The sequence below is a fragment of the Nocardioides luteus genome (genome assembly GCF_000960475.2).
Taxonomy (GTDB): domain Bacteria; phylum Actinomycetota; class Actinomycetes; order Propionibacteriales; family Nocardioidaceae; genus Nocardioides; species Nocardioides luteus_A.
Map to the genome: position 1 here is coordinate 1 of NZ_JZDQ02000049.1, position 24,246 is coordinate 24,246.

24 protein-coding genes, 1 tRNA gene and 1 pseudogene are annotated in these 24,246 nt (G+C 69.7%); 5 read left to right on the forward strand and 21 right to left on the reverse strand.

Going from position 1 to position 24,246, the window contains the following annotated elements:
• Positions 1–2: 2 nt before the first annotated feature.
• The 13 genes from UG56_RS25060 to UG56_RS25115 form a co-directional block, all read right to left on the reverse strand.
• A tRNA-Ala gene (locus UG56_RS25060) sits at positions 3–75 on the reverse strand.
• A gap of 63 nt (positions 76–138) precedes the next feature.
• Positions 139–777, reverse strand: a complete 639-nt coding sequence (locus UG56_RS25065) for a histidine phosphatase family protein (RefSeq protein ID WP_052693558.1) — start codon at positions 775–777, stop codon at positions 139–141.
• Positions 778–784: 7 nt separating this feature from the next.
• Positions 785–1,159, reverse strand: coding sequence for a ribosome silencing factor (rsfS, locus tag UG56_RS25070; RefSeq protein ID WP_045548920.1), 375 nt, complete (start codon positions 1,157–1,159; stop codon positions 785–787).
• Positions 1,156–1,836, reverse strand: coding sequence for a nicotinate-nucleotide adenylyltransferase (nadD, locus tag UG56_RS25075; RefSeq protein WP_084101589.1), 681 nt, complete (start codon positions 1,834–1,836; stop codon positions 1,156–1,158). Before nadD ends, rsfS begins: the two co-directional genes overlap by 4 nt.
• 11 nt (positions 1,837–1,847) lie before the next feature.
• Entirely contained in the window at positions 1,848–2,009 is a 162-nt protein-coding gene (locus UG56_RS28555; protein WP_177191551.1) for a hypothetical protein, read from the reverse strand.
• Positions 2,010–2,039: 30 nt separating this feature from the next.
• Positions 2,040–3,290 (reverse strand): glutamate-5-semialdehyde dehydrogenase, encoded by a 1,251-nt coding sequence (locus tag UG56_RS25080; protein WP_045548921.1) that lies wholly within the window; start codon positions 3,288–3,290, stop codon positions 2,040–2,042.
• A gap of 69 nt (positions 3,291–3,359) precedes the next feature.
• Positions 3,360–3,764, reverse strand: a complete 405-nt coding sequence (locus UG56_RS25085; protein WP_143055193.1) for a hypothetical protein — start codon at positions 3,762–3,764, stop codon at positions 3,360–3,362.
• Positions 3,765–3,816: 52 nt separating this feature from the next.
• The gene (locus UG56_RS25090) at positions 3,817–4,722 is read right to left on the reverse strand and encodes a phosphotransferase family protein (protein WP_045548923.1); all 906 of its coding nucleotides are present in this window, start codon (positions 4,720–4,722) and stop codon (positions 3,817–3,819) included.
• Between the two features lie 17 nt (positions 4,723–4,739).
• Complete coding sequence (locus UG56_RS25095) at positions 4,740–5,957, reverse strand: phospholipase D-like domain-containing protein (RefSeq protein WP_045548924.1); 1,218 nt, start codon at positions 5,955–5,957, stop codon at positions 4,740–4,742.
• Positions 5,958–6,163: 206 nt separating this feature from the next.
• Complete coding sequence (locus UG56_RS25100) at positions 6,164–7,117, reverse strand: electron transfer flavoprotein subunit alpha/FixB family protein (RefSeq protein ID WP_045548925.1); 954 nt, start codon at positions 7,115–7,117, stop codon at positions 6,164–6,166.
• A gap of 23 nt (positions 7,118–7,140) precedes the next feature.
• Positions 7,141–7,932 carry an electron transfer flavoprotein subunit beta/FixA family protein gene (locus tag UG56_RS25105; protein WP_045548926.1) on the reverse strand — a complete coding sequence of 264 codons (792 nt, stop codon included), beginning with the start codon at positions 7,930–7,932 and terminating at the stop codon, positions 7,141–7,143.
• 111 nt (positions 7,933–8,043) lie between these two features.
• Positions 8,044–8,379 carry a hypothetical protein gene (locus UG56_RS25110; RefSeq protein WP_045548927.1) on the reverse strand — a complete coding sequence of 112 codons (336 nt, stop codon included), beginning with the start codon at positions 8,377–8,379 and terminating at the stop codon, positions 8,044–8,046.
• 5 nt (positions 8,380–8,384) lie between these two features.
• Positions 8,385–9,176 (reverse strand): enoyl-CoA hydratase/isomerase family protein, encoded by a 792-nt coding sequence (locus tag UG56_RS25115; protein ID WP_045548928.1) that lies wholly within the window; start codon positions 9,174–9,176, stop codon positions 8,385–8,387.
• Positions 9,177–9,287: 111 nt separating this feature from the next.
• Here UG56_RS25115 and UG56_RS25120 point away from each other — a divergent pair, with 111 nt between their 5' ends.
• Positions 9,288–12,707: a M36 family metallopeptidase gene (locus UG56_RS25120; RefSeq protein WP_045548929.1), complete on the forward strand. Its 3,420-nt coding sequence runs from the start codon at positions 9,288–9,290 to the stop codon at positions 12,705–12,707.
• Between the two features lie 132 nt (positions 12,708–12,839).
• On the opposite strand, the gene UG56_RS25125 is transcribed toward UG56_RS25120, so the two are convergent.
• From UG56_RS25125 to UG56_RS25135, 3 genes are read right to left on the reverse strand one after another with little or no spacing between them, the layout of a single operon-like run.
• A complete protein-coding gene (locus UG56_RS25125) occupies positions 12,840–14,021 on the reverse strand; it encodes an MFS transporter (protein ID WP_052693560.1) in 1,182 nt (393 codons plus the stop codon).
• 5 nt (positions 14,022–14,026) lie between these two features.
• A complete protein-coding gene (locus UG56_RS25130; RefSeq protein WP_071327324.1) occupies positions 14,027–14,923 on the reverse strand; it encodes an RNA polymerase sigma-70 factor in 897 nt (298 codons plus the stop codon).
• Positions 14,920–15,504 (reverse strand): carboxymuconolactone decarboxylase family protein, encoded by a 585-nt coding sequence (locus tag UG56_RS25135; protein WP_045547409.1) that lies wholly within the window; start codon positions 15,502–15,504, stop codon positions 14,920–14,922. The genes UG56_RS25130 and UG56_RS25135 overlap by 4 nt, the downstream gene beginning before the upstream one ends.
• Before the next feature lie 104 nt (positions 15,505–15,608).
• Between UG56_RS25135 and UG56_RS25140 the strand changes: the two genes are divergently transcribed.
• The gene (locus UG56_RS25140; protein ID WP_071327325.1) at positions 15,609–16,352 is read left to right on the forward strand and encodes an NUDIX domain-containing protein; all 744 of its coding nucleotides are present in this window, start codon (positions 15,609–15,611) and stop codon (positions 16,350–16,352) included.
• Positions 16,353–16,376: 24 nt separating this feature from the next.
• On the opposite strand, the pseudogene UG56_RS25145 reads toward UG56_RS25140, so the two are convergent.
• Positions 16,377–17,240: pseudogene (locus UG56_RS25145) on the reverse strand (EamA family transporter); the annotation flags it as partial.
• A gap of 46 nt (positions 17,241–17,286) precedes the next feature.
• Between UG56_RS25145 and UG56_RS25150 the strand changes: the two are divergent.
• The gene (locus UG56_RS25150) at positions 17,287–18,198 is read left to right on the forward strand and encodes a LysR family transcriptional regulator (protein WP_045547407.1); all 912 of its coding nucleotides are present in this window, start codon (positions 17,287–17,289) and stop codon (positions 18,196–18,198) included.
• Here the strand turns inward: UG56_RS25150 and UG56_RS25155 are convergent.
• The 4 genes from UG56_RS25155 to UG56_RS25170 form a co-directional block, all read right to left on the reverse strand.
• On the reverse strand, positions 18,171–19,130 hold the full coding sequence (locus UG56_RS25155; RefSeq protein ID WP_045547406.1) for a co-chaperone YbbN: 960 nt from the start codon (positions 19,128–19,130) through the stop codon (positions 18,171–18,173). The genes UG56_RS25150 and UG56_RS25155 overlap by 28 nt on opposite strands.
• Positions 19,131–19,313: 183 nt before the next feature.
• On the reverse strand, positions 19,314–19,820 hold the full coding sequence (locus UG56_RS25160; protein ID WP_045547405.1) for a PH domain-containing protein: 507 nt from the start codon (positions 19,818–19,820) through the stop codon (positions 19,314–19,316).
• Between the two features lie 75 nt (positions 19,821–19,895).
• Positions 19,896–20,840, reverse strand: coding sequence for a methylmalonyl Co-A mutase-associated GTPase MeaB (gene meaB, locus UG56_RS25165; protein WP_218145288.1), 945 nt, complete (start codon positions 20,838–20,840; stop codon positions 19,896–19,898).
• A gap of 12 nt (positions 20,841–20,852) precedes the next feature.
• Complete coding sequence (locus UG56_RS25170; protein WP_045547403.1) at positions 20,853–22,040, reverse strand: acetyl-CoA C-acetyltransferase; 1,188 nt, start codon at positions 22,038–22,040, stop codon at positions 20,853–20,855.
• A 144-nt stretch (positions 22,041–22,184) separates the two neighbouring features.
• Between UG56_RS25170 and mce the strand changes: the two genes are divergently transcribed.
• The gene (gene mce / locus UG56_RS25175; protein WP_045547402.1) at positions 22,185–22,634 is read left to right on the forward strand and encodes a methylmalonyl-CoA epimerase; all 450 of its coding nucleotides are present in this window, start codon (positions 22,185–22,187) and stop codon (positions 22,632–22,634) included.
• Between the two features lie 130 nt (positions 22,635–22,764).
• On the forward strand, positions 22,765–24,105 hold the full coding sequence (gene ccrA / locus UG56_RS25180) for a crotonyl-CoA carboxylase/reductase (protein ID WP_045547401.1): 1,341 nt from the start codon (positions 22,765–22,767) through the stop codon (positions 24,103–24,105).
• Positions 24,106–24,246 lie beyond the last annotated feature (141 nt).

The window sequence follows — 24,246 nt, forward strand, 5'->3', positions numbered from 1 at the left end:
GGTGGAGGTGAGGGGACTCGAACCCCTGACCCTCTGCATGCCATGCAGATGCGCTACCAGCTGCGCCACACCCCCGTGGCGTTGTCCCGGTCGATCACCCCGGGCAACGAGAAGAACAGTAGCGGAACCCTCTCCCGATCACGAAATCGGGGCCCCCATTCCGTACGTCGCGAGCCGCCAGGATGCGGCCGGAACCATGCCGAAGGCGGGCTCCCGGGCGACGAGCTCGATCCAGGCGCAGTTCGTCAGCGGCGCGAGGGTGGTGACGACGGACGGATCCCAGCCGAGGAAGGCGGCCAGACCCTGGCGGATGGCACCGCCGTGAGCGACGACCACGACGGTCTCGCCGGACGCCACGGTCTCGGCCACGTCGTTCAGCGCGCCCGCGAAGCGCGCCGCGACGGTGGGCCAGGACTCGCCACCGTAGGGCTCCCAGCTGGCCGGCATCTCACCGAAGCGCTCGAGGATCTGCGCGCGGTCCATCCCCTCGGCCTCCCCGGCGCAGACCTCCCGCAGCCGAGGGTCGTAGGCAGCCTCCAGGCCGGTCTCCTCGGCGACGTACGCAGCGGTCTGCCGTGCCCGCATCAGGTCCGAGGAGACGAGGCGGGTGACGGCGTAGGTCGTCCCGAGCGCACGAGCGGCGGCCTTGGCCTGCTGGTGGCCGGTCTCGGCCAGCTCGATGTCGGTCTGGCCCTGGTAGCGGCCCTCCGCGTTCCACGGCGTGACGCCATGGCGGAGCAGGACGATGCGACGAGTGGTCTCGACAGGCTCGACCACCGAAACCTCAGCTCTCGGAGACGACGTCGGCGGGCAGCGCGATCGAGGGGCAGTCGCGCCAGAGCCGCTCGAGGGCGTAGAACTGGCGCTCCTCCTCGTGCTGGACGTGCACGACGATCTCGCCGTAGTCGAGGAGCACCCAGCGCCCCTCCTTGTGGCCCTCGCGGCGCAGCGGCTTGGAGCCGAGGTCGCGCAGCTTCAGCTCGACCTCGTCGACGATCGACTGCACCTGCCGCTCGTTGGGGGCCGAGGCCAGCACGAAGGCGTCGGTGATCGCCAGCTGGTCGCTGACGTCGAAGGCCATGATGTGCCCGGCCTTCTTCTCCGAGGCCGCCCGGGCGGCGGTGATGGTGAGCTCGATGGCGTGCTCGGTCGCGGTCATAGGCCTTCTTCGTTCTGGGGAGTCGTGTGGTGCGGAGTCTTGGGCTGGTAGAGGTCGTGCTTGCCGATGTACTGCACCACGCCGTCGGGGACGAGATACCAGACCGGCTCGCCACGGCGCCGCCGCTCGCGGCAGTCGGAGGAGGAGATCGCCAGGGCGGGGATCTCGAGCATGGTGATGCGGTCGGACGGGATCTTCGCGATGACCTCGGGATCCATGGAGTATCCCGGACGCGTGCACCCGACGAACTGGGCGAGCTCGAAGAGCTCGTCGGTGTCGCGCCAGGTGAAGATCTCGGCGAGCGCGTCGGCCCCGGTGATGAAGTAGAGATCGGAGTCCGGCAGCGCCTTGGCGAGATCGCGCAGCGTGTCGCGCGTGTAGGTCCGGCCGGCCCGGTCGATGTCGACCCTGCTCACCGTGAAGCGCGGGTTGGCGGCGGTCGCGATGACCGTCATCAGGTAGCGATGCTCGGCCGGCGACACGTCCCGGTCGGCCTTCTGCCACGGGTCACCGGTGGGCACGAAGACCACCTCGTCGAGGTCGAAGAACGACTGCACCTCGGAGGCCGCCACCAGGTGGCCGTGGTGGATGGGATCGAAGGTGCCACCCATCACCCCGACACGGCGCTTGCCGGTCAGGCCCTGCAGACCTGGCTCGGGCGCTCCCCCGATGCCCATCTGATCAGCGCTCAGGAGTGCTCACGGCCGCCGGCGAACCAGACCAGGACCAGGAGGGCGAAGACGAGGATCGCCAGGGCGCTGCCGCCGATGACCCACTCGATGCCAGAGGTGCCGTGCTCGGCCCCGTGCTCAGCGGAGGTGATGATGCTCGACACAACAGAGTTCGACATGGCGCACAGATTACCTTGCCCGCTGCCAGGTCAGCGCACGTGCCCGTCCCCGGTGACCACGTACTTCGTCGAGGTCATCTCGGGCAGGCCCATCGGACCCCGGGCGTGCAGCTTCTGGGTCGAGATCCCGATCTCCGCACCGAAGCCGAACTCGCCACCGTCGGTGAACCGCGTCGAGGCGTTGACCATGACGGCCGCGGAGTCGACGGCGGCGGCGAACCGCCGGGTGGCGCTCAGGTCCTCGGTCACGATCGCCTCGGTGTGACCGCTCGACCAGCGCCGGATGTGCTGGACGGCAGCATCGAGGGAAGGGACGACCGCCGCGCTGATCTTCAGCGCCAGGAACTCGGCCGCGTAGTCCTCGTCGGTGACCGGCTCGACCCGGTCGAAGCCCTGGAAGGCCTCGTCGCCGAGGATCTGCACACCACGCTCCTGCAGCGCGGGCACGATCTTGGGCAGGAACTCCTTGGCGATGTCGGCGTGGACGAGCAGCGACTCGGCGGAGTTGCACACGCTGGTGCGCTGGGTCTTGGAGTTGATGACGATCGAGACCGCCTTGTCGAGGTCGGCGGCCTTGTCGACGTAGACGTGTACGTTGCCCACCCCCGTCTCGATGACCGGCACCGTCGACTCCTCGACGACACTGCGGATCAGGCCGGCGCCGCCGCGCGGGATGAGCACGTCGACCAGCCCACGGGCACGCATCAGCGCCTTGACCGAGTCGTGGCCCTCGCCGGGGACGACCTGGATCACGTCGGCCGGGAGGCCGACGGAGGCGACGGCGTCGCGGAGCACCGCGGCGATCGCCACGTTGCTGGAGGCGATGTTGGAGGAGCCGCGCAGCAGGGCCGCGTTGCCGGACTTCAGGCAGATCCCGGCCGCGTCCACCGTCACGTTCGGGCGCGCCTCGTAGATCATCCCGACGACGCCGAAAGGCACCCGCACCTGGCGCAGCTCGAGGCCGTTGGCCAGGGTGGTGCCGCGTACGACGTCCCCGACGGGGTCCGGGAGGGCGGCCAGCTCGCGGAGCGCGGCGGCGATGCCGTCGAGGCGCTCCGGGGTCAGGGTGAGGCGGTCGATGATGTTGGCCGGGCTGCCCGACTTCTCGGCGCGGGCGACGTCGGCCGCGTTGGCCTCCAGCACCTCGTCGGCGCGGGCGAGGAGCGCGTCAGCCATCGCATGAAGCGCCGCGTCCTTCACGCTGCGCGGCGCGACCGCGAGCTCGTAGCTCGCCTCCCGTGCCTTCGCCGCCACCTCACGGATCACTGCCTCTGCGCTCATGCAGGAAAGCCTATGCCGTGCGACGTACGCAGCGACCACCCTTTCGCCGTGCGGACCGCTCGGCGCGGGTCAGCGCCCGTCACCCAGGCCGAGCAGCGCGCCCAGGCCGCCGAACGGGCCGACGCTCTCGGACGGCTCCTCCGACTCCCGCGGCTCCGCACTCTTCGAGCCCGAGGGCTTCACCTTCCGTGGTGCCTTCGTCGGCGCCGGCTCCCCCGTCGCCCGCGTCGAGGGCGTCTCGAGCCGGTCCTTCGTGCGAGCCGGCTTCGCGGGCGAGGAGCCCACGGCGCTCTCCTCCAGCTCCGACTCGTTCATCGCCGGATAGTCCATCGGCGGCTCATAGGACCTTCGCACGAACGTGATCCCCGAGGTCGCCCCGGCGAAGAGCGCTGACAGCACCAGCGCCGTGATCCAGGGCGTCCAGCCACGCCACCAGGCTCCGGCAGGGCCTCGAGCCCCGTCGAGATCGCTCACTCCCACACCCATCCCCCATGTCGCGCCGGACCCCTCCGGCGCGCTCCGAATCCTAGCGGCGAACGGAGCCCTCCGGGGCGGAGTGGACATCCCCGGATCGGGCGATCTCGAGCAGGAGGTCGTGCGCCCTGGCCGCCACCGGATTGTCCGTACGCCGCGCCCCCAGCTCGACCAGCGCGACCAGGTCCGCGGAGCGGGCCAGATCGAGCGCATCCGTGGCGCTGCCACCCCGCACCGCGACGTAGCCCTCCAGCACTCCCTCGACGTAGGCCGCGTCCCGGTCGAACCGCAGCAGGTTGCCGAGATCGGTGAACGGCGAGCCGGCGTGGGCGAACTCCCAGTCGAGCACCGCACGCACGCGCAGCGTCTCCGGGTCGATGACGAGGTTCTTCGGGTTGAGGTCGCTGTGCGCCAGGCTCACCCGGACGACCGGGTCGAGCACGTATTGGGCGTCGGCGGCGACCTCCCGCAGTCCTTCCAGGTCCTCCGGTGACCAGGCGAGACGCTCCGCGTGCGACTCGACCCACTCGGTCAGGTCCACCGCGAACGCCTCGACGCGCAGGTCCTTGTCGGCGAAGGTCCCGGCGGTCAGGAACGGCATCCCGGCCAGGGTGGCCGCGATCTCCCCGAGGCCGTGCCCGAGGCGGCGCCGTTGTGCCTCGTCCAGGTCCGGGAGCAGCAGATCGCCGCGGACGCCCTCGACGAACTCGGTCACCAGCAGAGCGGGCATGCCGGTGGCCGGGTCGGCGCGGCGTACCTCCAGGACGTCGGGAACGGGGACGAGGCCCCGCACCAGGCGGTGCAGGGCCTCCTGGATCTCCGCGGCACGGGGATGGTGGCGAGGGTCGGCGAAGACCCGCACGACCGACCTCTCCCCACCGGCCTCCGCCAGGAACGTCTCGCCCGACCAGCCGCCGTCGAGCGGCTGGAGGCCCCCACCGAGGTCACCGAAGGTCACTCGGAGAGGCTAGCTCCTCAGGCGCAGGGACGGGTCTTCGGCTGGAGGTAGATCCGGTGGGTCGCCCTCGAGCTGTCCCACATCTTGTTGAACCGGGCGGTGTAGGCCTGGTAGTAGGTCTTCGAGGTGAACCGGAAGGTGACCTCGTCGTTGCTGAACGACGGCGGCGACCAGTTCTCCGAACCCGTCCAGACGCTGAGGGTGCCCCGGTCGTTGAAGCGGCCGTTGACGCTCATCCACTTGTAGTGGGAGTAGCAGCGCGAGCCGTAGACGATGTTGTCGCCGCTGGTCGACTTCTTCTGGCCCCAGTCCCAGGCGGCGTCACGCGCCGGGATGCCGACCGCCCGCAGCTTGCGGTAGACCGCGTCGTCGGTGACCGAGCCGATCACCCGGACCACGCAGCCGCGCTTCTTCAGCCGGACGACCTCGTCGGCGATGCGCTCGCCACGGCGGCCGTACCACGCGTACATGTGGATCCGCAGGATCGTCTTGCCCCTGGTGCCGTAGCCGCTGGGCGCGCTGCAGCCGATCAGACGCAGCCGGTCGATCACCTTGTCGCCGCTGCTGCGGGCGTAGATCTCGTCGCTGGTCGTGCCCGTGCGCTGACGCTGGAAGCCGACGGAGGTGCCGCCACCGCTCCAGGACACGTAGCGCGGCGAGGCCTTCTGGTCGGCCTTGAGCTCGTTGAACATCCGCAGCCAGGTCTTCCACAGGCTGTCGTTGGCGTAGATCGTCTGGGCGTCGTTCCACTGCGAACCGGCCGCACCGCCACCGAGGTTGCCGGAGCTGTTGATGATGACGTTGCGCTTGGAGCCGATCTGGGTGAACGAGTGGATCTTGATGTGCAGGTTGCCGGTGTCGTAGCCACGGCAGGCGCCGGCGCACCCGTAGATGAAGCTCGCCCGGGAGCGCCTCGTGCCCAGCTCGGTGGCCAGGTTGCGCTCGCCGCTGCTCCACATCTTCCGGTTGACCAGGATCTGCACGTGCACACCACGCCGGTGCGCCGCGATCAGATGCTTGACGGTGTCGGCGCGGTCCAGGTTGTAGGTGACGAACCGGATGTAGGAGCCCCTGGGCGCGTTGTCGATGCTGTTGTTGATCCGGTGCACGATGAAGTTGCGCGCCGCCGCGTCACCGGTGGGGTTGTTGAAGAACGGACCTGCCGGCGGCGACCACGTCGCCGCGCTCGCCGGGTTCGAAACCACGGACATCGTCGCCACGACCAGTGCCGCCACGCAGCCCGCCACAGCCGACGCAATCGAGATCTTCTGGGCCGTCCTCGACCTCAGCACATTCCCCCACATGCGGCCGGACTATACCCAGCGACGTATGCACCGCAACGACAATTCCGAGAACCCGATGCCAAACAGAAAGAAACCCGCCCCCGAGCTGTGCTCGGGGGCGGGTTTTCGGGACGTACGCCCCAGGCATCACTCGCTCGTCAGCCCTTGGCCGCCTTCACGGCCTCGGTGACGGCCGGGAGGACGGTGTGCAGGTCGCCCACGACGCCGAAGTCGACGAGCTCGAAGATCGGCGCCTCCTCGTCCTTGTTGACCGCGACGATGGTCTTCGAGGTCTGCATACCGGCGCGGTGCTGGATCGCACCGGAGATCCCGTTGGCCACGTAGAGCTGCGGGGAGACGGTCTTACCGGTCTGGCCGACCTGGAAGGTGTGCGGCATCCAGCCGGAGTCGACCGCGGCACGCGAGGCACCGACAGCGGCACCGAGCGCGTCGGCGAGACCCTCGACGGCGGAGAAGTCACCGCCGGTGCCACGACCACCGGATACCACGATCGCGGCCTCGGTGAGCTCGGGGCGGCCCGAGGCCTTACGCGGCTGGGAGGCCACGATCTGCGCGGTCTTGGCGGCGTCCGAGATGGTCACCTCGAACGGGGTGACCGCGGCGGCGCCGGCCTTCTCGACCGGAGCGGCCGAGTTGGGCTTGACCGTGATGATCGGGGTGCCCTTGGTGACCTTGCCCTTGACCGTGTAGTTGCCGGCGAAGACGGACTGGGTCGCCACACCGGACTCGTCGAGGTCGACGGCGTCGGTGATCAGACCGGAGTCGAGCTTGATCGCCAGGCGGGCGGCGACCTCCTTGTTCTCCGCGGAGGACGGCAGCAGGATCGCGGCGGGCGAGGCGGACGCAGCCAGCTGCGCGAGCGCCTCGGCCTTCGGCGCCACCAGGTAGCCCTTGATCTGGGCGTCGTCGATGACGTAGACCTTCTCGGCGCCGTAGCCCTTCACGGCCTCCGCGGCACCAGCAGCGCCGTCGGCGCCACCGATGAAGACCGCGGACGGCTCGCCGAGCTTGGCGGCCAGGGTGAGCAGCTCGTAGGTCGGCTTCTTGACCTGACCAGCCACGTGGTCGATGAGAACGAGAACTTCAGCCATGATTCAGATATCCCTTCTCGGCCTCAGATGAACTTCTTGGACGCGAGGAAGTCGGCCAGCGCCTTGGCGCCCGAGCCGTCCTCGTCGGTGACGATCTCACCGGCGGTGCGCGGCGGGCGGGCCGCCGTCTCCTCGACAGCGGTGTACGCAGCGCCGAGACCGACCTGGGAGGCGTCGACACCGAGGTCGGCCAGCGACCACGTCTCCAGCGGCTTCTTCTTGGCCGCCATGATGCCCTTGAAGGACGGGTAGCGGGCCTCGCCCGACTGGTCGGTGACCGAGAGGACCAGCGGCAGCGTGCCGCCGATGACCTCGGTGGCGACGTCGCCGTCACGCTTGATGCGGACCTGGTCGCCCTGGGTCTCCACGACGGAGGCGAGGGTGACCTGCGGCAGGCCGAGACGCTCGGCCAGCATCGCCGGGACGACGCTCATGCCGGCGTCGGTCGAGGCCAGACCGCCGACCACGAGGTCGACCGGACCGAGCTTCTCGATCGCCTTGGCGAGCACCAGCGAGGTGGCGATGGCGTCGGAGCCGGCGATCGCGTCGTCGACGACGTGGACGCCCTTGTCGGCGCCCATCTGCAGCGCCTTGCGCACCGCGGCCTCGGCCGCCTCGGGACCAACGGTCAGCGCGGTGACGGTGATCTCCTCGCCCTCACGCTTCTCCTTGATCTGCAACGACTGCTCAACCGCGTACTCATCGAGCTCGGAGAGCAGACCGTCGACGTTCACGCGGTCGACGGTGAAGTCGTCCTCGAACTGCCGGTCCGCGGTCGCGTCCGGCACGTACTTCACAAGCACAACAATGTTCATGGTGGTGCGGCCTTGCCGGCCCCTCCTGGAATGGTCGTAGTTCGCCAGCGATGTTACCCGCCAGTCACATACGGATGACAGGTGCCTACGCGTTGAGAATGTCACATGGCCTCAGGGTCTGATGAAACCAGCCACGATCCGGCCGACGATCAGCCACGCAAGGGCGCCGAGGCCCCAGTTGAAGAGCGCGTTCTTGATCTCCGCGTCCTCGCCGCCGAACTGCTTGATGCCGTTCTCACGCGAGAACAGACCGAGGTCGGCGGTGTCCGCGGCGTTGAGCACGAAGTCGACCAGGGAGTTGCCCTGGTTGGCCTTGAGCGCGATCAGCAGAGCTCCGATCGCCAGCGCCAGCGCGGCGATCAGGGCGATCACCCAGACCACCCGGGAGGCGTAGGACCGGACGGTCTTGACCACGCCCGGGCCATCCGCCGTCTTGGTGTCCGACACGTGACTCACTTCCCTTCGAAGTTGGCTTTGCCGGGGCCGTTCTCCAGGAACGACGTCATCCCGGTCTGGGAATCCTGCGTCGCGAACACGCCGGCGAACTGCTGCTGCTCGATGGCGAGCCCGGTGGCGAGGTCCACTCCCAGGCCCTTGTCGATCGCCGTCTTCGCCGCCGCCAGCGCGTACGGGGCCGCCTTCTTGAACTGGCTCGCCCACGCGAGCGCCTCCTCATAGACCGAGGCCGCCGGCACGAGCCGGTCGGCCAAGCCGATTGCAAGCGCCTCGTCTGCCTTGACGAAGCGGCCCGAGAAGATCAGGTCCTTGGCCGTGGACGGCCCGACCAGTCGTGCCAGCCGCTGGGTCCCACCGGCACCGGGGATGATGCCGAGCAGCACCTCCGGCTGACCGAAGGTGGCGTCATCGGCGGCGATCCGGAAGTCGGCCGCGAGCGCGAGCTCGCACCCGCCACCCAGCGCGTAGCCGGTCACCGCGGCCACCACCGGCTTCGGGATCTCCGCGACCGCGGTGACCGCGGCCTGCACGCCCGCGACCCGCTTGGCCATCTCGGAGTAGGAGAGGCCGGCCATCTCCTTGACGTCGTTCCCGGCGGCGAACAGCCTCTCGCCGCCGTAGACGACGACCGCGCGTACGCCATCGTCGGCTGCCGCCTCGGTCGCGACCTCGAGCAGCTCGGCCTGCACCTGGAAGCTGATCGCGTTCATCTTCGGCCGGTCCAGCCGGATCGTGCCGATGCCGTCCTCGACGGTCAGCTTGACGAACTCGCGGGATTTGTTACTCATGTCACGGCACCTTAGTGGGTCGGCACGCCATCTCGCCGAAAGGCCTGCGGATCGTTACGCGACGAGGTTAGTGGCGCGTAACCCCAGTGGGTAAAGGGGCGTTTCAATAACATGACCGATATTCGTTCCAGTCGCGCCAGGGTGAGCCTCGGTGCCGCGCTGAGCCTCGCCCTCGGCGCTTTCGTGCTGGCGACGCCGGTCTCGGGTGCCGCGCTCTCCACCACTGATGACACTGCCACCACCACGTCCGATGCGGCCCGCTCCGGCGGGCTTCTCGGTCACGAGGCCGATGCCGGCCTGGACGTACGCGACCGCGTGCTGCCCACCTCCGCCCAGGAGTCCGCGGCGACGGCTTTGGGGGCCGTCGACATCCGCTGGAACGCCCACGGGACGCCGACCTCGCTGATCACCGCCGACGGAGTGCTGGCCGCGGCCAGCTCCTCGGACCCGGTCGCCGCCGCCCGGAGCTTCCTCGACGACAACGCCGCGGTCTTCGGGCTCACCGCGGCCCAGCTGGACGACCTCGAGCTGGTCAGCGACCAGAAGCTGGCCGACGGGGGCGGCCACGCGGTGCTCTTCCGGCAGACCTACGACGGTCTGTCCGCCGCCACCGAGGGCCTGGTGACCGTGGGCGTGGCTCACGGCGACATCGCCTACGTCTCCTCCTCGCTGTCCAAGGTGACCGGCGACGTCGCCGAGCCGACGCTGAGCCCGACCGAGGCGTGGCTGAAGGCCGCCGCCTCGGCCGGACGACCGATCTCGGCCTCGAAGTCCGGCGAGATCGTCGCCGACACCGCGGCGAAGCTGACCGACTGGACGAAGCTGACCGTGCCCGGCCTGGCGACCGACCAGCTGGTGCGGCTGCGGGCGTTCCCGGTGCCCGGAGAGGGCGTACGCCCCGTCTTCCAGGCCACCGTCGTCGACTCCGCGGCCGCCACCCTGCTGGGGCAGACGGTGCTGGTCGACGCGGTCACCGGCAAGGTGCTGTGGCGCCACGACAACGTCGACCACGAGAACGACGTCGAGGGGCCGTTCACCGGCACCGCGCTCGGTGCCTGCGGCCCGAAGCACACCTTCGAGATCTCCGACGACAAGACCCGCACCCTGGCCGCCGTCGCGGTCGGGCTGCCGACCGACGACTTCACCGTGAAGCTCTTCGCCCCCGACGGAAGCCTGCTCGTGGAGGGTGACCTGCTCACCAGCCCCGAGACGGCGACCTACACCGCGGACAAGATCGACCCGGGGACGTACGCGGTCCAGGTCTGTCCCTTCGACGACTCGCTCCTCGTCGGCAGCTACTCGGTGACCGTCGCGTCCTCGGACACCGCCGCGGGCACGGAGACCGGTGACCTGCCGGGCAGCAACCCGCGCTGGTCCTACTTCCCGGGCACGCCCGACGCCGCCTCGACCGGCGGCGAGGCGGTCCCCGCCAACGACGTGATCGCCTGCTGGACCAAGGTCGCCGACTGCACCGGGCCGCAGCTGAAGAGCCTGGCCAACGCCGGTCCCTGGGACACGCTGCTGAGCACGACCGTCGGGGTACCCAGCCTGACCACGATCGGCAACAACGCCAACACCCACGAGGGCTGGCTCTCGCCGCTGGCCGGCGGCGGGCTCGAGCAGGCGCCGGTCTCGCCGCTGCGTGACTACTCGGGGAAGTTCACCGACACCTGGAACAACTCCAAGTGCGACCCGACGACGCTGGTGCCTGGCGGTAACGACGTCAACTACGTGGTCGGCAACCTGTTCGCCAGCCACAACCGGATGCACGACTGGTCCTACTTCCTCGGGTTCACCGAGGAGAACTACAACCTGCAGACCGACAACCTCGGTCGTGGCGGTCGTGGGCTCGACGCCGAGGTCGGCAACGCGCAGGCCGCGGCGCTCGACTCGCAGGTCATCGAGCAGACCGGGCTGCTGACCGGCCGCAACAACGCCAACCAGCTGACCCTGATGGACGGCGTACCGGGCATCACGAACCAGTACCTGTTCCAGCCGGTCCCCGGTGCCTTCTACGCGCCCTGCACCGACGGGTCGCTGGACTTCGGGATCGTCGGCCACGAGTACACCCACGCCATCTCCAACCGCATGGTCGGTGGCCCCGACGACGGGCTGACCTCGGAGCAGGGCGGCGCGATGGGCGAGTCCTGGAGCGACCTGGCCGCGGCCGAGCACATGTTCGCCCACGACCTCTACAACGGCGGCAGCCCGTGGGCCGTCGGCTCCTACGCCACCGGCAACACCGACGTCGCGATCCGCGACTTCGCGATCGACAGGAACCCGCTCAACTTCTCCGACTACGGGTTCGACAGCACCGGTCCGGAGGTCCACGCCGACGGTGAGATCTGGAACGGCACGATGTGGTCGGTCCGGAAGGCGCTGGTCGACAAGTACGACGCGACCTACCCCTACGCCGACAAGGCCCTGCAGCTGCGCTGCTCGGACGGGACCACGACGGCGTCGCCGTTGCCCGCCGACAAGTGCCCCGGCAACCGCCGCTGGATCCAGCTGGTCTTCGACTCGTTCCTGCTCCAGCAGGGTGCGACCTCGATGCTGGACGCCCGCGACGCGTTCCTGGCCGCCGACCAGATGCGCTTCGGCGGTGCCGACCGCCAGGTGATCGCGGACGCGTTCGCACGGCGTGGCATGGGTCAGTACGCCACCACGACCGCCGACGGGGACGAGCCGACCCCGAGCTTCGCCTCGGCGGCCTCGCGCAACGTCAAGGTCACCTTCAGCGCACCCGCGTCCGGGAAGGTCTACGTCGGTCGCTTCGAGGCGCGGGCGACCCCGATCGCCGACACGGACACCGCCACCGCGCTCGGGTCCGTCGCGCACTTCGTCCCGGGGACGTACGACCTGATCTTCGTCTCCAAGACCGGTGGCGCCCAGCGCAGGACCGTCACGATCTCGCCGACGGAGATCACCAAGACGATCTCCTTCGCCTCCGCCACGAACCTCGCGGCGGCGGCGAACGGGGCCGAGGTGATCACCTCGACCGAGGGCTCCCGCAACCCGTCCGCGCTGATCGACGGCACCGAGAGCACCAACTGGGGCGGGGTGACCACGGGCAACGTGGACACCACCACGCCCTCGATCGCCGTCGACCTGGCCGGCGGGACCCGCACGGTGAAGACCGTCAACGTCAGCGCCTACCTGTCGCCGGCGACCGACACCGACGCCGACTCCGGGTCGCGCTTCACCGCACTGCGGAAGTTCGCGCTGGAGGCCTGCGTCTCCGCCTGCGACACGGCCGGAGCGACCTGGAAGCGGTTCTACACCTCGGCCGACGACGCCTTCCCCGGAAAGCGCCCCCGGCCGGTCGCGCCCAACCTCAACATGCGCACCTTCGACGTCCCCGACACGACCGCCGCGGCGGTACGTCTGGTGGCGCTGGAGAACCAGTGCACGGGCTACGACGGCTACGCCGGTGAGCAGGACGGCGACCCGCTCACCACCACCGACTGCAAGACCGGCTCCGACCGCGGCACGATCGTCCACGCCGCCGAGCTGCAGGTCTTCGGTCAGTGACCCCTGGCGTCTCGGTGTCCTGCGGAGCGGGGCACCGAGACGCCCGCCGAGACGTCACCCGCGTCGGCCGAGTGGGCACGTGACTGCCACCTCGTCCGACGTACGTGACGTCTCGGCTGATTTGCCTGACTTTCATCGCCCCTCGAACGACGCCAACGCAATCCCCGCAAGCACCCCTGCGACCGCCACGGTCCCGGCAAGAACCCAGTAGAGCGCGTCGTACCCGCCCAGCAGCGCAGCGACCGCAGCCCCGGCAGCGGGAGCGAGGGCACCGGCGACCCCGGCGGGAGCCGAGTAGACGCCGTTGAGCGCGGCGTACCTCTCGGGTCCCCACACGTCGCTGACGACGGTCGCCGAGATGAGCGTGTAGAGCCCGCGGGCGGTCCCGGTGAGCACCGCGGCGACGATCATCACCCAGCCGACCGGGGGCAGCAGCGGGAGCAGTGCGACGGAGGCAGCGAACCACAGCACTCCCCCGATCATCCGGGCCCTGACACCGAAGCGTTGCGCCAGCGTCGGATAGAACGCACGTCCCGCGACCTGGCCGGCGCCGCCGAGCCCGAGCGCCCAGGCGGCGGTGGCCGGGCTCAGCCCGTGGGAGACGAGGAACGGCACCAGGTGCACGATCGAGGCGAAGACGACCATCGAGACCAGCGTGCCCGCGAGCGAGAGCAGCACGAACCGGCGGCTCCGCAGCACCTCCCGGTCCCGCACCGGCCGACCGTCCACGTGCGGAGCGGTCGGCTGCCAGGCGCGATCGAGCACCACGATGCTCGGCACGAACGTCAGCACGACGAAGGCGCCGGCCAGGATGACGTACGTCCAGCGCCACTCGACCCACGCCGCCATCGTCTCGGTGAGCGGCGCGAAGATCGTCGAGGCGAACCCGCCGGCGAGGGTGAGCGTGGTGATCGCCTGCACGCGTCGTGCACCGAACCACTGCGTCAGCGCGGCGAACGCGGGCGGGTAGAACGTCCCCGAGGTCGAGAGCCCGACCACCAGCCAGCCCAGCGCGAAGACCGCGTACGACGGTGCGGCGGCGACCACCAGCAGCGCCAGCGTCCCCAGCAGGCTGGCGCCGGCCATCACCCACCGCGGACCGAAGCGCTGGATGACCCGACCGACGGGGATGCCCGCCACCGCCCCCACGAGGGTGCCCGCGGAGAAGGCGGTCGTGATCGCGGCCGCCGACCACCCGGTGTCGTCGACGATCCGCGGCTGGAGGACGGTGAAGGCGTAGTAGAGGACGCCGTACGCCGCCGTGACGGTCACGCAGAGCGTGACCAGCACCCCGCGAAGCGACCGACTCCCCACCCTTGTCAGCGTTCCAGATGGACCTGCTCGAGAACACCGCTGAGCTTGGACGGGTTGCGCACGTAGTAGAGGCCGGTGACCAGGCCGTCCTCGACGTGCAGCGTGACGACGCCGTCGACCTCCTCGCCGAAGTAGATGAGCATCCCGGGGGCGCTGTTGACGCTGGTGAGCTCGAACCTCGGGATGCCGTACTTCGTCGCCAGGCCCGCGAAGAAGCGGAGCACCTTGTCGGCGCCGTGGATCGGGTTGCGGGCCGCCTGCACCACACCTCCGCCGTCGGAGAAGAGCACGACGTCGGGGGCGAGCACGTCCAGCAGCGACTGCAGGTCGCCGCCGGTGGCGGCGTCGCGGAACCGCTCCAGGGCGTGCCGCGCCTCGGCCGCCGAGACCGACTCCCGCGGCCGCCGCTCGGCGACGTGATCGCGGGCGCGGTGGGCGATCTGTCGCACCGCGGCCGGCGACTTGTCGACCGCCGCCGCGATCTCGTCGTAGCCCAGCGCGAAGACCTCGCGCAGCACGAAGACGGCCCGCTCGGTCGGCGAGAGCGTCTCCAGCACCAGCAGCACGGCGGTCGAGAGCGAGTCGGCGAGCTCGGCGTCCTCGGCGACGTCCGGCGCGGTCAGCAGCGGCTCGGGCAGCCACGGACCGACGTACGTCTCCTTGCGGCGCGACAGCGTCCGGATCCGGTTCAGCGCGAGCCTGGTCGTGATCCGCACCAGGTAGGCGCGGTGGTCACGCACCTCCTCCAGCGGCACGTCGGCCCACCGCAGCCAGGCCTCCTGGAGGACGTCCTCGGCGTCGGCGGCCGAGCCGAGCATCTCGTAGGCGACCGTGAAGAGCAGGTTGCGGTGGGCGACGAAGATCTCCGTCGCGGCCTCGCTCGTCGGCTGGGGCTCGCTCATGCCCGCGACCCTACCGACGCCGGCGCCAGCGGGATCTCGCACACGTCGGAGTAGCCCTGGCTCTGCAGCCCGGCGGCCGAGTTGAACCGGGAGCGCATGTTCTCCAGCGCGATCATCTGGGTCAGCTCGACCATCGCCTCGGTGCCCAGCTCGGCCAGCAGGGCCGCGACCATCTCGTCGGTGACGGTCATCGGCGTGGACGACATCGCCTCGGCGTACTCGATGACCTTCCGCTCGGTCTCGTCGAAGACCTCGGAGGTCCGCCACACCTGCACCTGGCTGATCTTCGCCAGGTCGAGGTCCTCGTTGCGGGCCAGGTAGTAGCCGAAGTCGAGGCACCAGCTGCACCCGATCGTGCTGGCCGCGGCCATCTCGGCCAGCGACTTGTACGTCGGGTCGAGCGCCTTCCACCTGCCCACCCTGGTCTCGAAGCCCATCACGGCCCGCAGGAGCGGCTTGTGGTGGAAGTAGACGTAGCCGACGTCGGGGACCTCGCCGTACATCTTCTTGCTGATCCGCCTCACCACCGCTCCGTAGAGACCGGTCAGCTCCGCCTTCGGGATCCTGAACGTGCTGGGCATCCTCGCCCTCCTGTGTCGTCTCGAATATGGTCTCGAACGTCTCGTCACCATCCAGACACCGGCAGCCGCCGGGTTGTGACAGCGCGGCTCGCTAGGGTTGGAGCGTGAGCGAGCCAGAGACGACGACCGTGGCCGAGGGCGTTGCCCGGATCGAGTGGGCCGCGGGCGAGGCCGTCGACGTCGTACGCCGCGAGGTGGCCGCAGCGCTCCTCACCCACCACCGGGTGGAGGCGCTGGTCGATCCAGCCGATGTCACCGAGCAGCGCACCGCGACCTGGTCGGGGCTCCACCGTGAGGGCCTGCTCCGGGGCGTGGCCGGCGGCCAGGACCGGATGCTGTACGCCCGGGTGGCCAGCGATGCGCCGGTCGAGGCCCCCGAGGGCTTCCGGGCGCTCCTCAACTCCTTCCTTCCCCGCAAGCGCGCGATCGGCCAGATGCTGGTCCGCGACTCCGAGGACCGCGTGCTGATGTGCCAGCTGACCTACAAGAAGGACTGGGACCTGCCCGGCGGCATCGTGGAGGTCGGTGAGTCGCCGAAGCTGGCGACCACCCGCGAGATCGAGGAGGAGCTCGCCCTCGTCCTTCCCGCAGGCGACCTGCTGCTCACCGACTGGCTGCCGCCGTGGGGCGGTTGGGACGACGCCGTCTGCCTGGTCTTCGACGGCGGCGTGCATCCCTCCTCGATCCTCGAGAAGACCACCCTCCAGCCGCGCGAGATCCGCTCAGTGGCGTTCTGCACCCTCGACGAGGTCCGCGAGCGGGCCGCCGACTTCACCGCGCGCCGGGTCGAGGCCGCCCTCGCCGCGCTGGGCGGCGGGCCGGCCTACACCGAGTCGGGGCGCGCGTAGCACTCCCTGGGCGACCAGGGCTCCGAGCACCAGCAGCGCACCACCGGCGAGCTCGCCCGCGCTCGGCACCTCGCCGAGCAGCAGCCACGCGGAGCCGATCGCGACCGGCGGCACCAGCAGGATCCACGGCACCACCGACGAGGCCGGGTGCCGGGCGAGCAGGGAGTTGAAGATCCCGTAGCCGACGAACGAGGCGAGCACGACCGTGTAGGCCGTGGAGACCAGCGCCTCCCAGCCGAAGGCCGCCACGCCCTCACGAACCCCTTCGGGTCCGTCGATCACGAAGGAGAGCCCGAGCAGCGGGAGTGGTACGACCAGCGCCGACCAGACCGTCAGCGACAGTCCACCGGGCACCTTGGCCGCCCGGGAGATCACGTTGCCGATCGCCCACGACAGCGCGGCGAGCAGGCACAGCAGCAGCGCGACGACAGGGATGTGACCACCCCGCCCGAACGCCACCACGACCAGCCCGAGGGCACCCGCGACGACACCGACCACCTGCATCAGGGTCGGCCGCTCGCGCAGCACCCCCGCCGCGATGACGATGGTGAGCACGACCTGCGCCTGGAGCACGAGCCCGGCGAGTCCGGGCGGCATCCCGGCGGCCATGCTGGTGTAGAGCAGCCCGAACTGGCCCAGGCTCATGAAGGCCCCGACCGCCGCGACGACCTTCCACGAAGCCTTCGGCCGAGGAAGCAGGAAGACGGCCGGGAACGCGACCAGGAAGAACCGCACCGCGACCAGGAGCAACGGCGGCACGGTCTGCCCGTCGCGCGGTGCCAGACCCCAGTCGATGACGACGAAGTTGAAGCCCCACAGGACGGCGACGAGGACGGCGAGCAGCGAGTCACGGCGATTCACACCATCCAGGATGAAGGCAAAGATCATGAAGCACCAGCGACTGATTCTTCATTCGATGACGTAGCATCGCTTCATGATCGATCTGTCCGCGCTCGTCGCTCTCCGCGCCGTCGACACTCACGGCTCGGTGGTGGCGGCCGCCGACGCCCTGGGCTTCACACCCAGTGCCGTGTCGCAGCAGGTCAAGCGGCTCGAGCGGCAGGTCGGCGTACCTCTGCTCGAGCGCGTCGGGCGCGGCGTCATGCTCACCCACGCCGGCCGGCACCTGGTCGACGAGGGTTCCCGGCTGCTCGCCGACATGGAGTCGCTGGAGTCCAGGCTGCACGAGCAGGCCACCACGGTGGCGGGCCGGCTGCGGCTGACCGCCTTCTCCACCGCGATGCGCGGGCTCATCGCGCCGGTCGCCGGTGAGCTCCGCACCGCCCATCCCGAGCTCACCCTCACCCTCTCCGAGCGGGAGCCGTGGGACACCGTCGACCTGGTCGCCACCGGTCACAGCGAGATCGGCGTGGTCCATTCCTGGGGCGACGTGCCGCTCTCCATCCCCGACCACCTCGTCACGACGGAGCTCCACCGCGACATCGCCGACGTGATCGCCCATCGCGACCACCCGCTGGCCCAGCTCGCCAAGGTGACCCCGCACGACCTGGTCGCCGAGGACTGGATCGCGACGCCGGAGGGCACGATCTGCCGGCAGTGGCTGAACCGGATGTACGCCGGCACCGGACATCTCCCCCGGATCGCCCACGTCTCGATGGAGTTCGACAGCCATCTGGCGCTGGTGCGAGCGGGCCTCGGGATCGCACTGATCCCGCGCCTGGGGAGAGCGGCGCTCGGCGAGGACCTGGTCGCCGTACGCGTCGTCGACCCGGTCCCCACCCGCGAGATCCTCGCGGTGCACCGCCGCACGATGGCCGCCTCGCCGGCGGTCACCGCGGTGCTATCGGCGCTGGTGGATCAGAACAGTGCCGAGGCCAGCGACTGACGACCCTTGAGCACCCGCTCGTCGTCGTTGCCGACCGCGGCGAAGAGCCCCAGCAGGTGCTCGCGCGCCTTGTTGCGCTCGTCCCCCGACGTACGCCGCACCAGCTCGACCAGCCGGATGAAGGAGTCCTCCACGTGGCCGCCGAGCAGGTCCAGGTCGGCGACGAGGGTCTGCGCGTCGACGTCGTCGGGCGCGGCCGCGGCGGCGGCACGGGCGGCGTTGAGGTCGACCCCCTGCGTACGCTGCAGGACCTTGGCCATCGCCAGCCCGGCGGCGGCCTCGGAGTCGGCGGGGTTGGAGGCGATCAGCTTCTCGTACTCGGCCACGGCCGCGTCGATGTCACCGCGCTCCAGCGCGTCCTGGGCCGGGGCGTAGCGCGGGTCGAGCGCCGGCTCCGCGCCGTCCTCGCCCGCCGCGGCACCACCGATGGCGTTGGGCTTGTGGCGCCCGCCGATGCCCTGGGTGGTGAGCTGCTGCCCGAGCTGCTGGAAGACCGTACGCAGCTCCTCGAGGTTGAGCGCGCCCGGGATCGGCTGGGTGACCGGCCGGCCGTCGAGCAGGATGTAGAGGAGCGGCACCTGGGGCACCTGCAGCGCCTGCGCGATCTGCGGGTTCTTGTCGATGTCGACGCGGCCCAGGAGGAACCGGCCGTCGTACTCCTCCACGACCGTCGAGACGTCACCGGCGTAGGTGACGCTCTCGGGAGCGCGGGAGGCCGAGTAGAAGACCAGCACGACCGGAGCGGTCATCGACGCCTCGAGGACCGACTGGAAGATCTGCTCGTCGACCTCGACGGTGTAGGAGCCGGCGCTCCGCCCCTGGGCGGGAGCCGCATCGGCCGGACCGCCGAAGGGGGCGTTCTGAGCGGGCGTGGTGCTGGCGAGCCCGGAGAGGTCGACGGCTCCGGGGCGAGAGAACGGCTGCTGCGTCATGTCGCCAATCCTATGAGGACGGTCTAGGAGGCTGCTGAACAAGGCCGGCGTCGCGAGCGTCGCGAGGCGCGTGCGATGGCAAGGCGCCACCGCGAAGGCATGCTGGGCGCACGTCGAGCGGTGGCAACGCCGCCAGCGCGCGTGCATCGCGGCGCGTAGCAGCCGGGATTGTTCAGCAGGCTCCTAACCAACGCTGCCACGGAGGCCCGCGCGCTGGACGACGCGCTGGATGGTCAGGTCTCGCTCGGTCGGGCGGCCGACGAAGTAGATGTTGTTCAGCCCCTGCTCCTGAGCGGCCGACTCGAAGACGAAGTGGCCGTAGTTGAACATCTGGCCCCAGAACGACTGCTTGACCGTGATGTCGAGGACTCGCGCCAGCGGCATCGTCGCCAGCTCGCTCGAGAGGACGCCGTGGATGCGGAAGATACGCATGTTGGTGACCACGAACCGGTCCCGGCTGACCACCAGCGACCGCCAGAACGCGTGCCCGACCAGCCCGAACGCGAGCAGCACGATGATCCAGGCGACGTTCATGTCGATCGTCGCCGCCACGATCATCAGAGCCAGTCCGAGGATCGCCTCGGCCACCGGCCGGATGTAGGAGACCCAGTGATGGGTGACCTCGTCCACGACGACCTCACCTTCGTCTCGCAGAAGGTGCTTGGAGATGTCGACACCGAAGAGGTTCACGCCGTCAACGATAGTGACTTCGGCGAACCCGTGGCGAGAGAACAGGCCGTACGCCGGGACAACTCTCGCCGCGGCCTACTCCGCGAGCAGGGCGTCGGCAGCGGCGTACGGGTCCTTCTCGCCCGTCACGACCTTCTCCGCGAGCGCGTCCAGGTCGCTCGAGGTGCCGACGGTCGACCACTTCGCGCGGAGGGTCTCGACGGCGATGGCCTCGACCTCCGCCCGCGCACGCCGGGTACGCCGCAGCGTCAGCGTGCCGCTGGACTCGAGCCAGGCGCGGTGCTCGTCGAGCGCGCCGACGACCTCGGCCAGACCCGTGCCCGACTGCGCGACGGCGGTGAGGACCGGCGGGGTCCAGGCCTCGGCGGGGCGGTCGGACAGCCGGAGCATCCCGCGCAGGTCCCGCTGGACCTTGGTCGCGCCGTCCCGGTCGGCCTTGTTGACGACGTAGAGATCGCCGATCTCCAGGATGCCTGCCTTGGCCGCCTGGATGCCGTCCCCCATCCCGGGCGCGAGCAGCACCACGGTGGTGTCGGCGAGCCCGGCGATCTCGACCTCCGACTGGCCGACACCGACGGTCTCCACCAGCACGACGTCGAACCCGGCCGCGTCCAGCACCCGCAGGGCCTGGGGCGCCGACCAGGCCAGCCCGCCGAGGTGGCCGCGCGAGGCCATCGAGCGGATGAAGACACCCGGATCGGTGGCATGGTCGGTCATCCGGATCCGGTCCCCCAGCAGCGCACCGCCGGAGAACGGGGAGGACGGGTCGACGGCCAGCACCGCCACGGTGCGACCCTCGGACCGCAGCTCGCGGACCAGCGCGGAGGTGGTGGTCGACTTCCCGACCCCGGGCGCGCCGGTGAGCCCCACGATGTGGGCACGCCCGCCGTGCGGTGCGAGCGCGGCCATCACCTCACGGAGCCGCTCTCCTCCGCCGACGGGAGCGTTCTCGACGTACGACACCAGCCGCGCGACCGCCCGGGGCTCACCGCCCCGGGCGCGCGCGACCAGGTCGCTCACATCAGCGATGGCTCAGGCCTTGGGGACACGCACGATCAGGGCGTCGCCCTGACCGCCACCGCCACACAGCGCGGCGGCACCGGTGCCACCGCCACGGCGCTTGAGCTCGTGCGCCAGGTGGAGCACGACGCGCGTACCGGACATGCCGACCGGGTGGCCGAGGGCGATCGCGCCGCCGTTGACGTTGACGATCTCCGGGTCGAGGCCGAGCTTCTTGGTGGACTCGATGCCGACGGCCGCGAACGCCTCGTTGAACTCGACGAGGTCCAGGTCGGCGGCGGTGATGCCCTCCTTCTCGAGGGCCTTGGCGGTGGCGTTGGCAGGCTGCAGCTGCAGCGAGGAGTCGGGGCCGGCGACCATGCCGTGGGCGCCGATCTCGGCCAGCCACTCCAGACCCAGCGACTCGGCCTTCTCCTTCGACATGACCACGACGGCGGCGGCACCGTCGGAGATCTGCGAGGCGGAGCCGGCGGTGATGGTGCCCTCCTTGGAGAACGCCGGGCGGAGCTTGCCGAGCGACTCGACGGTGGTGTCGCCGCGGACGCCCTCGTCGGCGCTGATCACGATCGGGTCGCCCTTGCGCTGCGGGATCGACACCGGAACGATCTCGTCGTCGAAGACGCCGTTCTTCTGGGCCGCGGCGGCGCGCTGGTGGGAGGTGGCGGCGAAGGCGTCCTGCTCCTCACGGGTCAGCTTCACGCCCTCGGCGTTGACCTGCTCGGTGAGCCCGCCCATCGCCTGCTGGGTGAGCTGGTCGTAGAGCGCGTCGTAGGCCATCGAGTCGACCAGCGTGGTGTCGCCGTACTTGAAGCCCTCGCGCGACTTCGGCAGCAGGTGCGGCGCGTTGGTCATCGACTCCATGCCACCCGCGACGATGACCTCGGCCTCGCCGGCCCGGATCAGCTGGTCGGCCATCGCGATGGTGTTGAGGCCGGAGAGACACACCTTGTTGATGGTGATCGAGGGGATGTTCATCGGCAGCCCACCGGCGATGCCGGCGGCGCGCGCCGGGTTCTGGCCGGCCCCGGCCTGGATGACCTGGCCCATGATCAGGTAGTCGACCTGCTCCGGCGAGACGCCCGCCTTCTCCAGGGCGCCCTTGATGGCGATGCCGCCCAGATCGGCCGCGGACAGGCTCTTGAGCCCGCCGAGCAGGCGGCCGATCGGCGTACGTGCCCCGGCGACGATGACGTTGGACATGGGTCCTCCAAGAATGTTGGGTGGTGCTGATCTGCCTTGAGGTTACTAATTAGTAACCTCTGGGGGAAGAGTGTTGAGCGCAGCCTGATGTGGCTGTCATCACACATTGTGCCCGTTTGCCCCAGGCTCAAGGAGAGTAGGCCCATGACATCCGTCGACATCCCACCGCACCTGTTCACCCAGATCGACCACGTCGGTCTCGCCGTCGCCGACCTGGACGCGGCGATCGACTTCTACGAGAAGACCTTCGGCATGAAGCTCGCCCACCGCGAGACGAACGAGGAGCAGGGCGTCGAGGAGGCGATGATCGCCATCGGCGACTCCGACAACAAGCTCCAGCTGCTGGCCCCGCTCAACGAGAACAGCACCATCGCCAAGTTCCTCGACCGCAACGGTCCCGGCATGCAGCAGCTCGCCTACCGCGTCACCGACGTGGAGCAGGTCTCCGCGATCCTCCGGGAGCGCGGCGTACGTCTTCTCTACGACGCACCGCGACGCGGTACCGCCGACTCGCGGATCAACTTCATCCATCCCAAGGACGCCGGCGGCGTGCTGGTCGAGCTCGTCGAGCCGGCCGCGAACCCCGCCCACTGAGGAACCCGCCACGGCACGTGAACGATCCAAGAGTCATGTGTCACATCAGGCTGGCGTTAACGGTTACTCACCAGTAATGTCCAGCGAAATAGAGCCAACCGCGACCCCTACGACGACGCAGGAGCCGACCATGCAGAAAATCCTCGACGCGATCCTTGCGGGCGACACGCCCAGCGAGGACTTCGCGAACCTCGAGATCCCCGACCACTACCGTGCCGCCACCGTCCACAAGGACGAGGTCGACATGTTCGAGGGCGTCGCGACCAAGGAGAAGGACCCCCGGAAGTCCCTCCACGTCGAGGACGTCGCCCTCCCCGAGCTCGGCCCGGGCGAGGCCTTCGTCGCGGTGATGGCCTCGGCGATCAACTACAACACCGTGTGGACCTCGATCTTCGAGCCGGTCTCCACCTTCGGGTTCCTGGAGCGCTACGGCAAGGAGTCCGAGCTCGGCGCCCGCCACAACCTCGACTACCACATCGTCGGCTCCGACCTGTCCGGCGTCGTGCTGAAGGTCGGCGCGGGCGTGACCAAGTGGAAGCCGGGCGACCGGGTCGTCGCCCACTGCCTCTCGGTCGAGCTCGAGGCTCCCGACGGCCACAACGACACGATGATGGACCCCTCCCAGCGCATCTGGGGCTTCGAGACCAACTTCGGCGGCCTCGCCGACGTCGCGATGGTCAAGGCCAACCAGCTGATGCCGAAGCCGGAGCACCTCACCTGGGAGGAGGCCGCCTCCCCCGGCCTGGTCAACTGCACCGCCTACCGCCAGCTCGTCTCCGCCAACGGCGGCAACATGAAGCAGGGCGACAACGTCCTGATCTGGGGTGCCTCGGGTGGTCTCGGCGGCTTCGCGACGCAGTACGCCCTCAACGGCGGTGCCAACCCGATCTGCGTGGTCTCCAACGAGGAGAAGGCCAAGATCGTGCGCAACATGGGCGCCGAGATGGTCATCAACCGCTCCGAGATGGACTTCAAGTTCTGGAACGAGGACGGCACCAAGCAGAACCCGAAGGAGTGGCTGCGCCTGGGCAAGGCCATCCGCGAGCTCACCGGCGGCGAGGACATCGACATCGTCTTCGAGCACCCGGGCCGCGAGACCTTCGGCGCCTCGGTGTTCGTCACCCGCAAGGGCGGCACCATCACCACCTGCGCGTCGACCTCGGGCTACATGCACGAGTACGACAACCGCTACCTGTGGATGAACCTCAAGAAGATCATCTCCAGCCACTTCGCGAACTACCGCGAGTCGTGGGAGGCCAACCGCCTCATCGCGCAGGGCAAGATCCACCCGACGCTGTCGCGGACCTACACCCTGGAGGAGGTCGGCCAGGCCTCGCTCGACGTGCACCACAACAAGCACCAGGGCAAGGTCGGCGTGCTCTGCCTCGCCCCCGAGGAGGGCCTCGGCGTCCTCGACGAGGAGAAGCGCGCGGCGCACATCGACAAGATCAACCTGTTCCGCGGCATCTGAGACGTCGCGTCCAGGTAAATAGATCCCATTTGAGACTGGATTCACGGCCGGTCTCCCCTTGCGCGAGGGGTGACCGGCCGTAGTCTTGCCCTTTGGGAGCAGAGGGCAAGACACAAACCCCCCTAAAGTGTGAGGAATCCG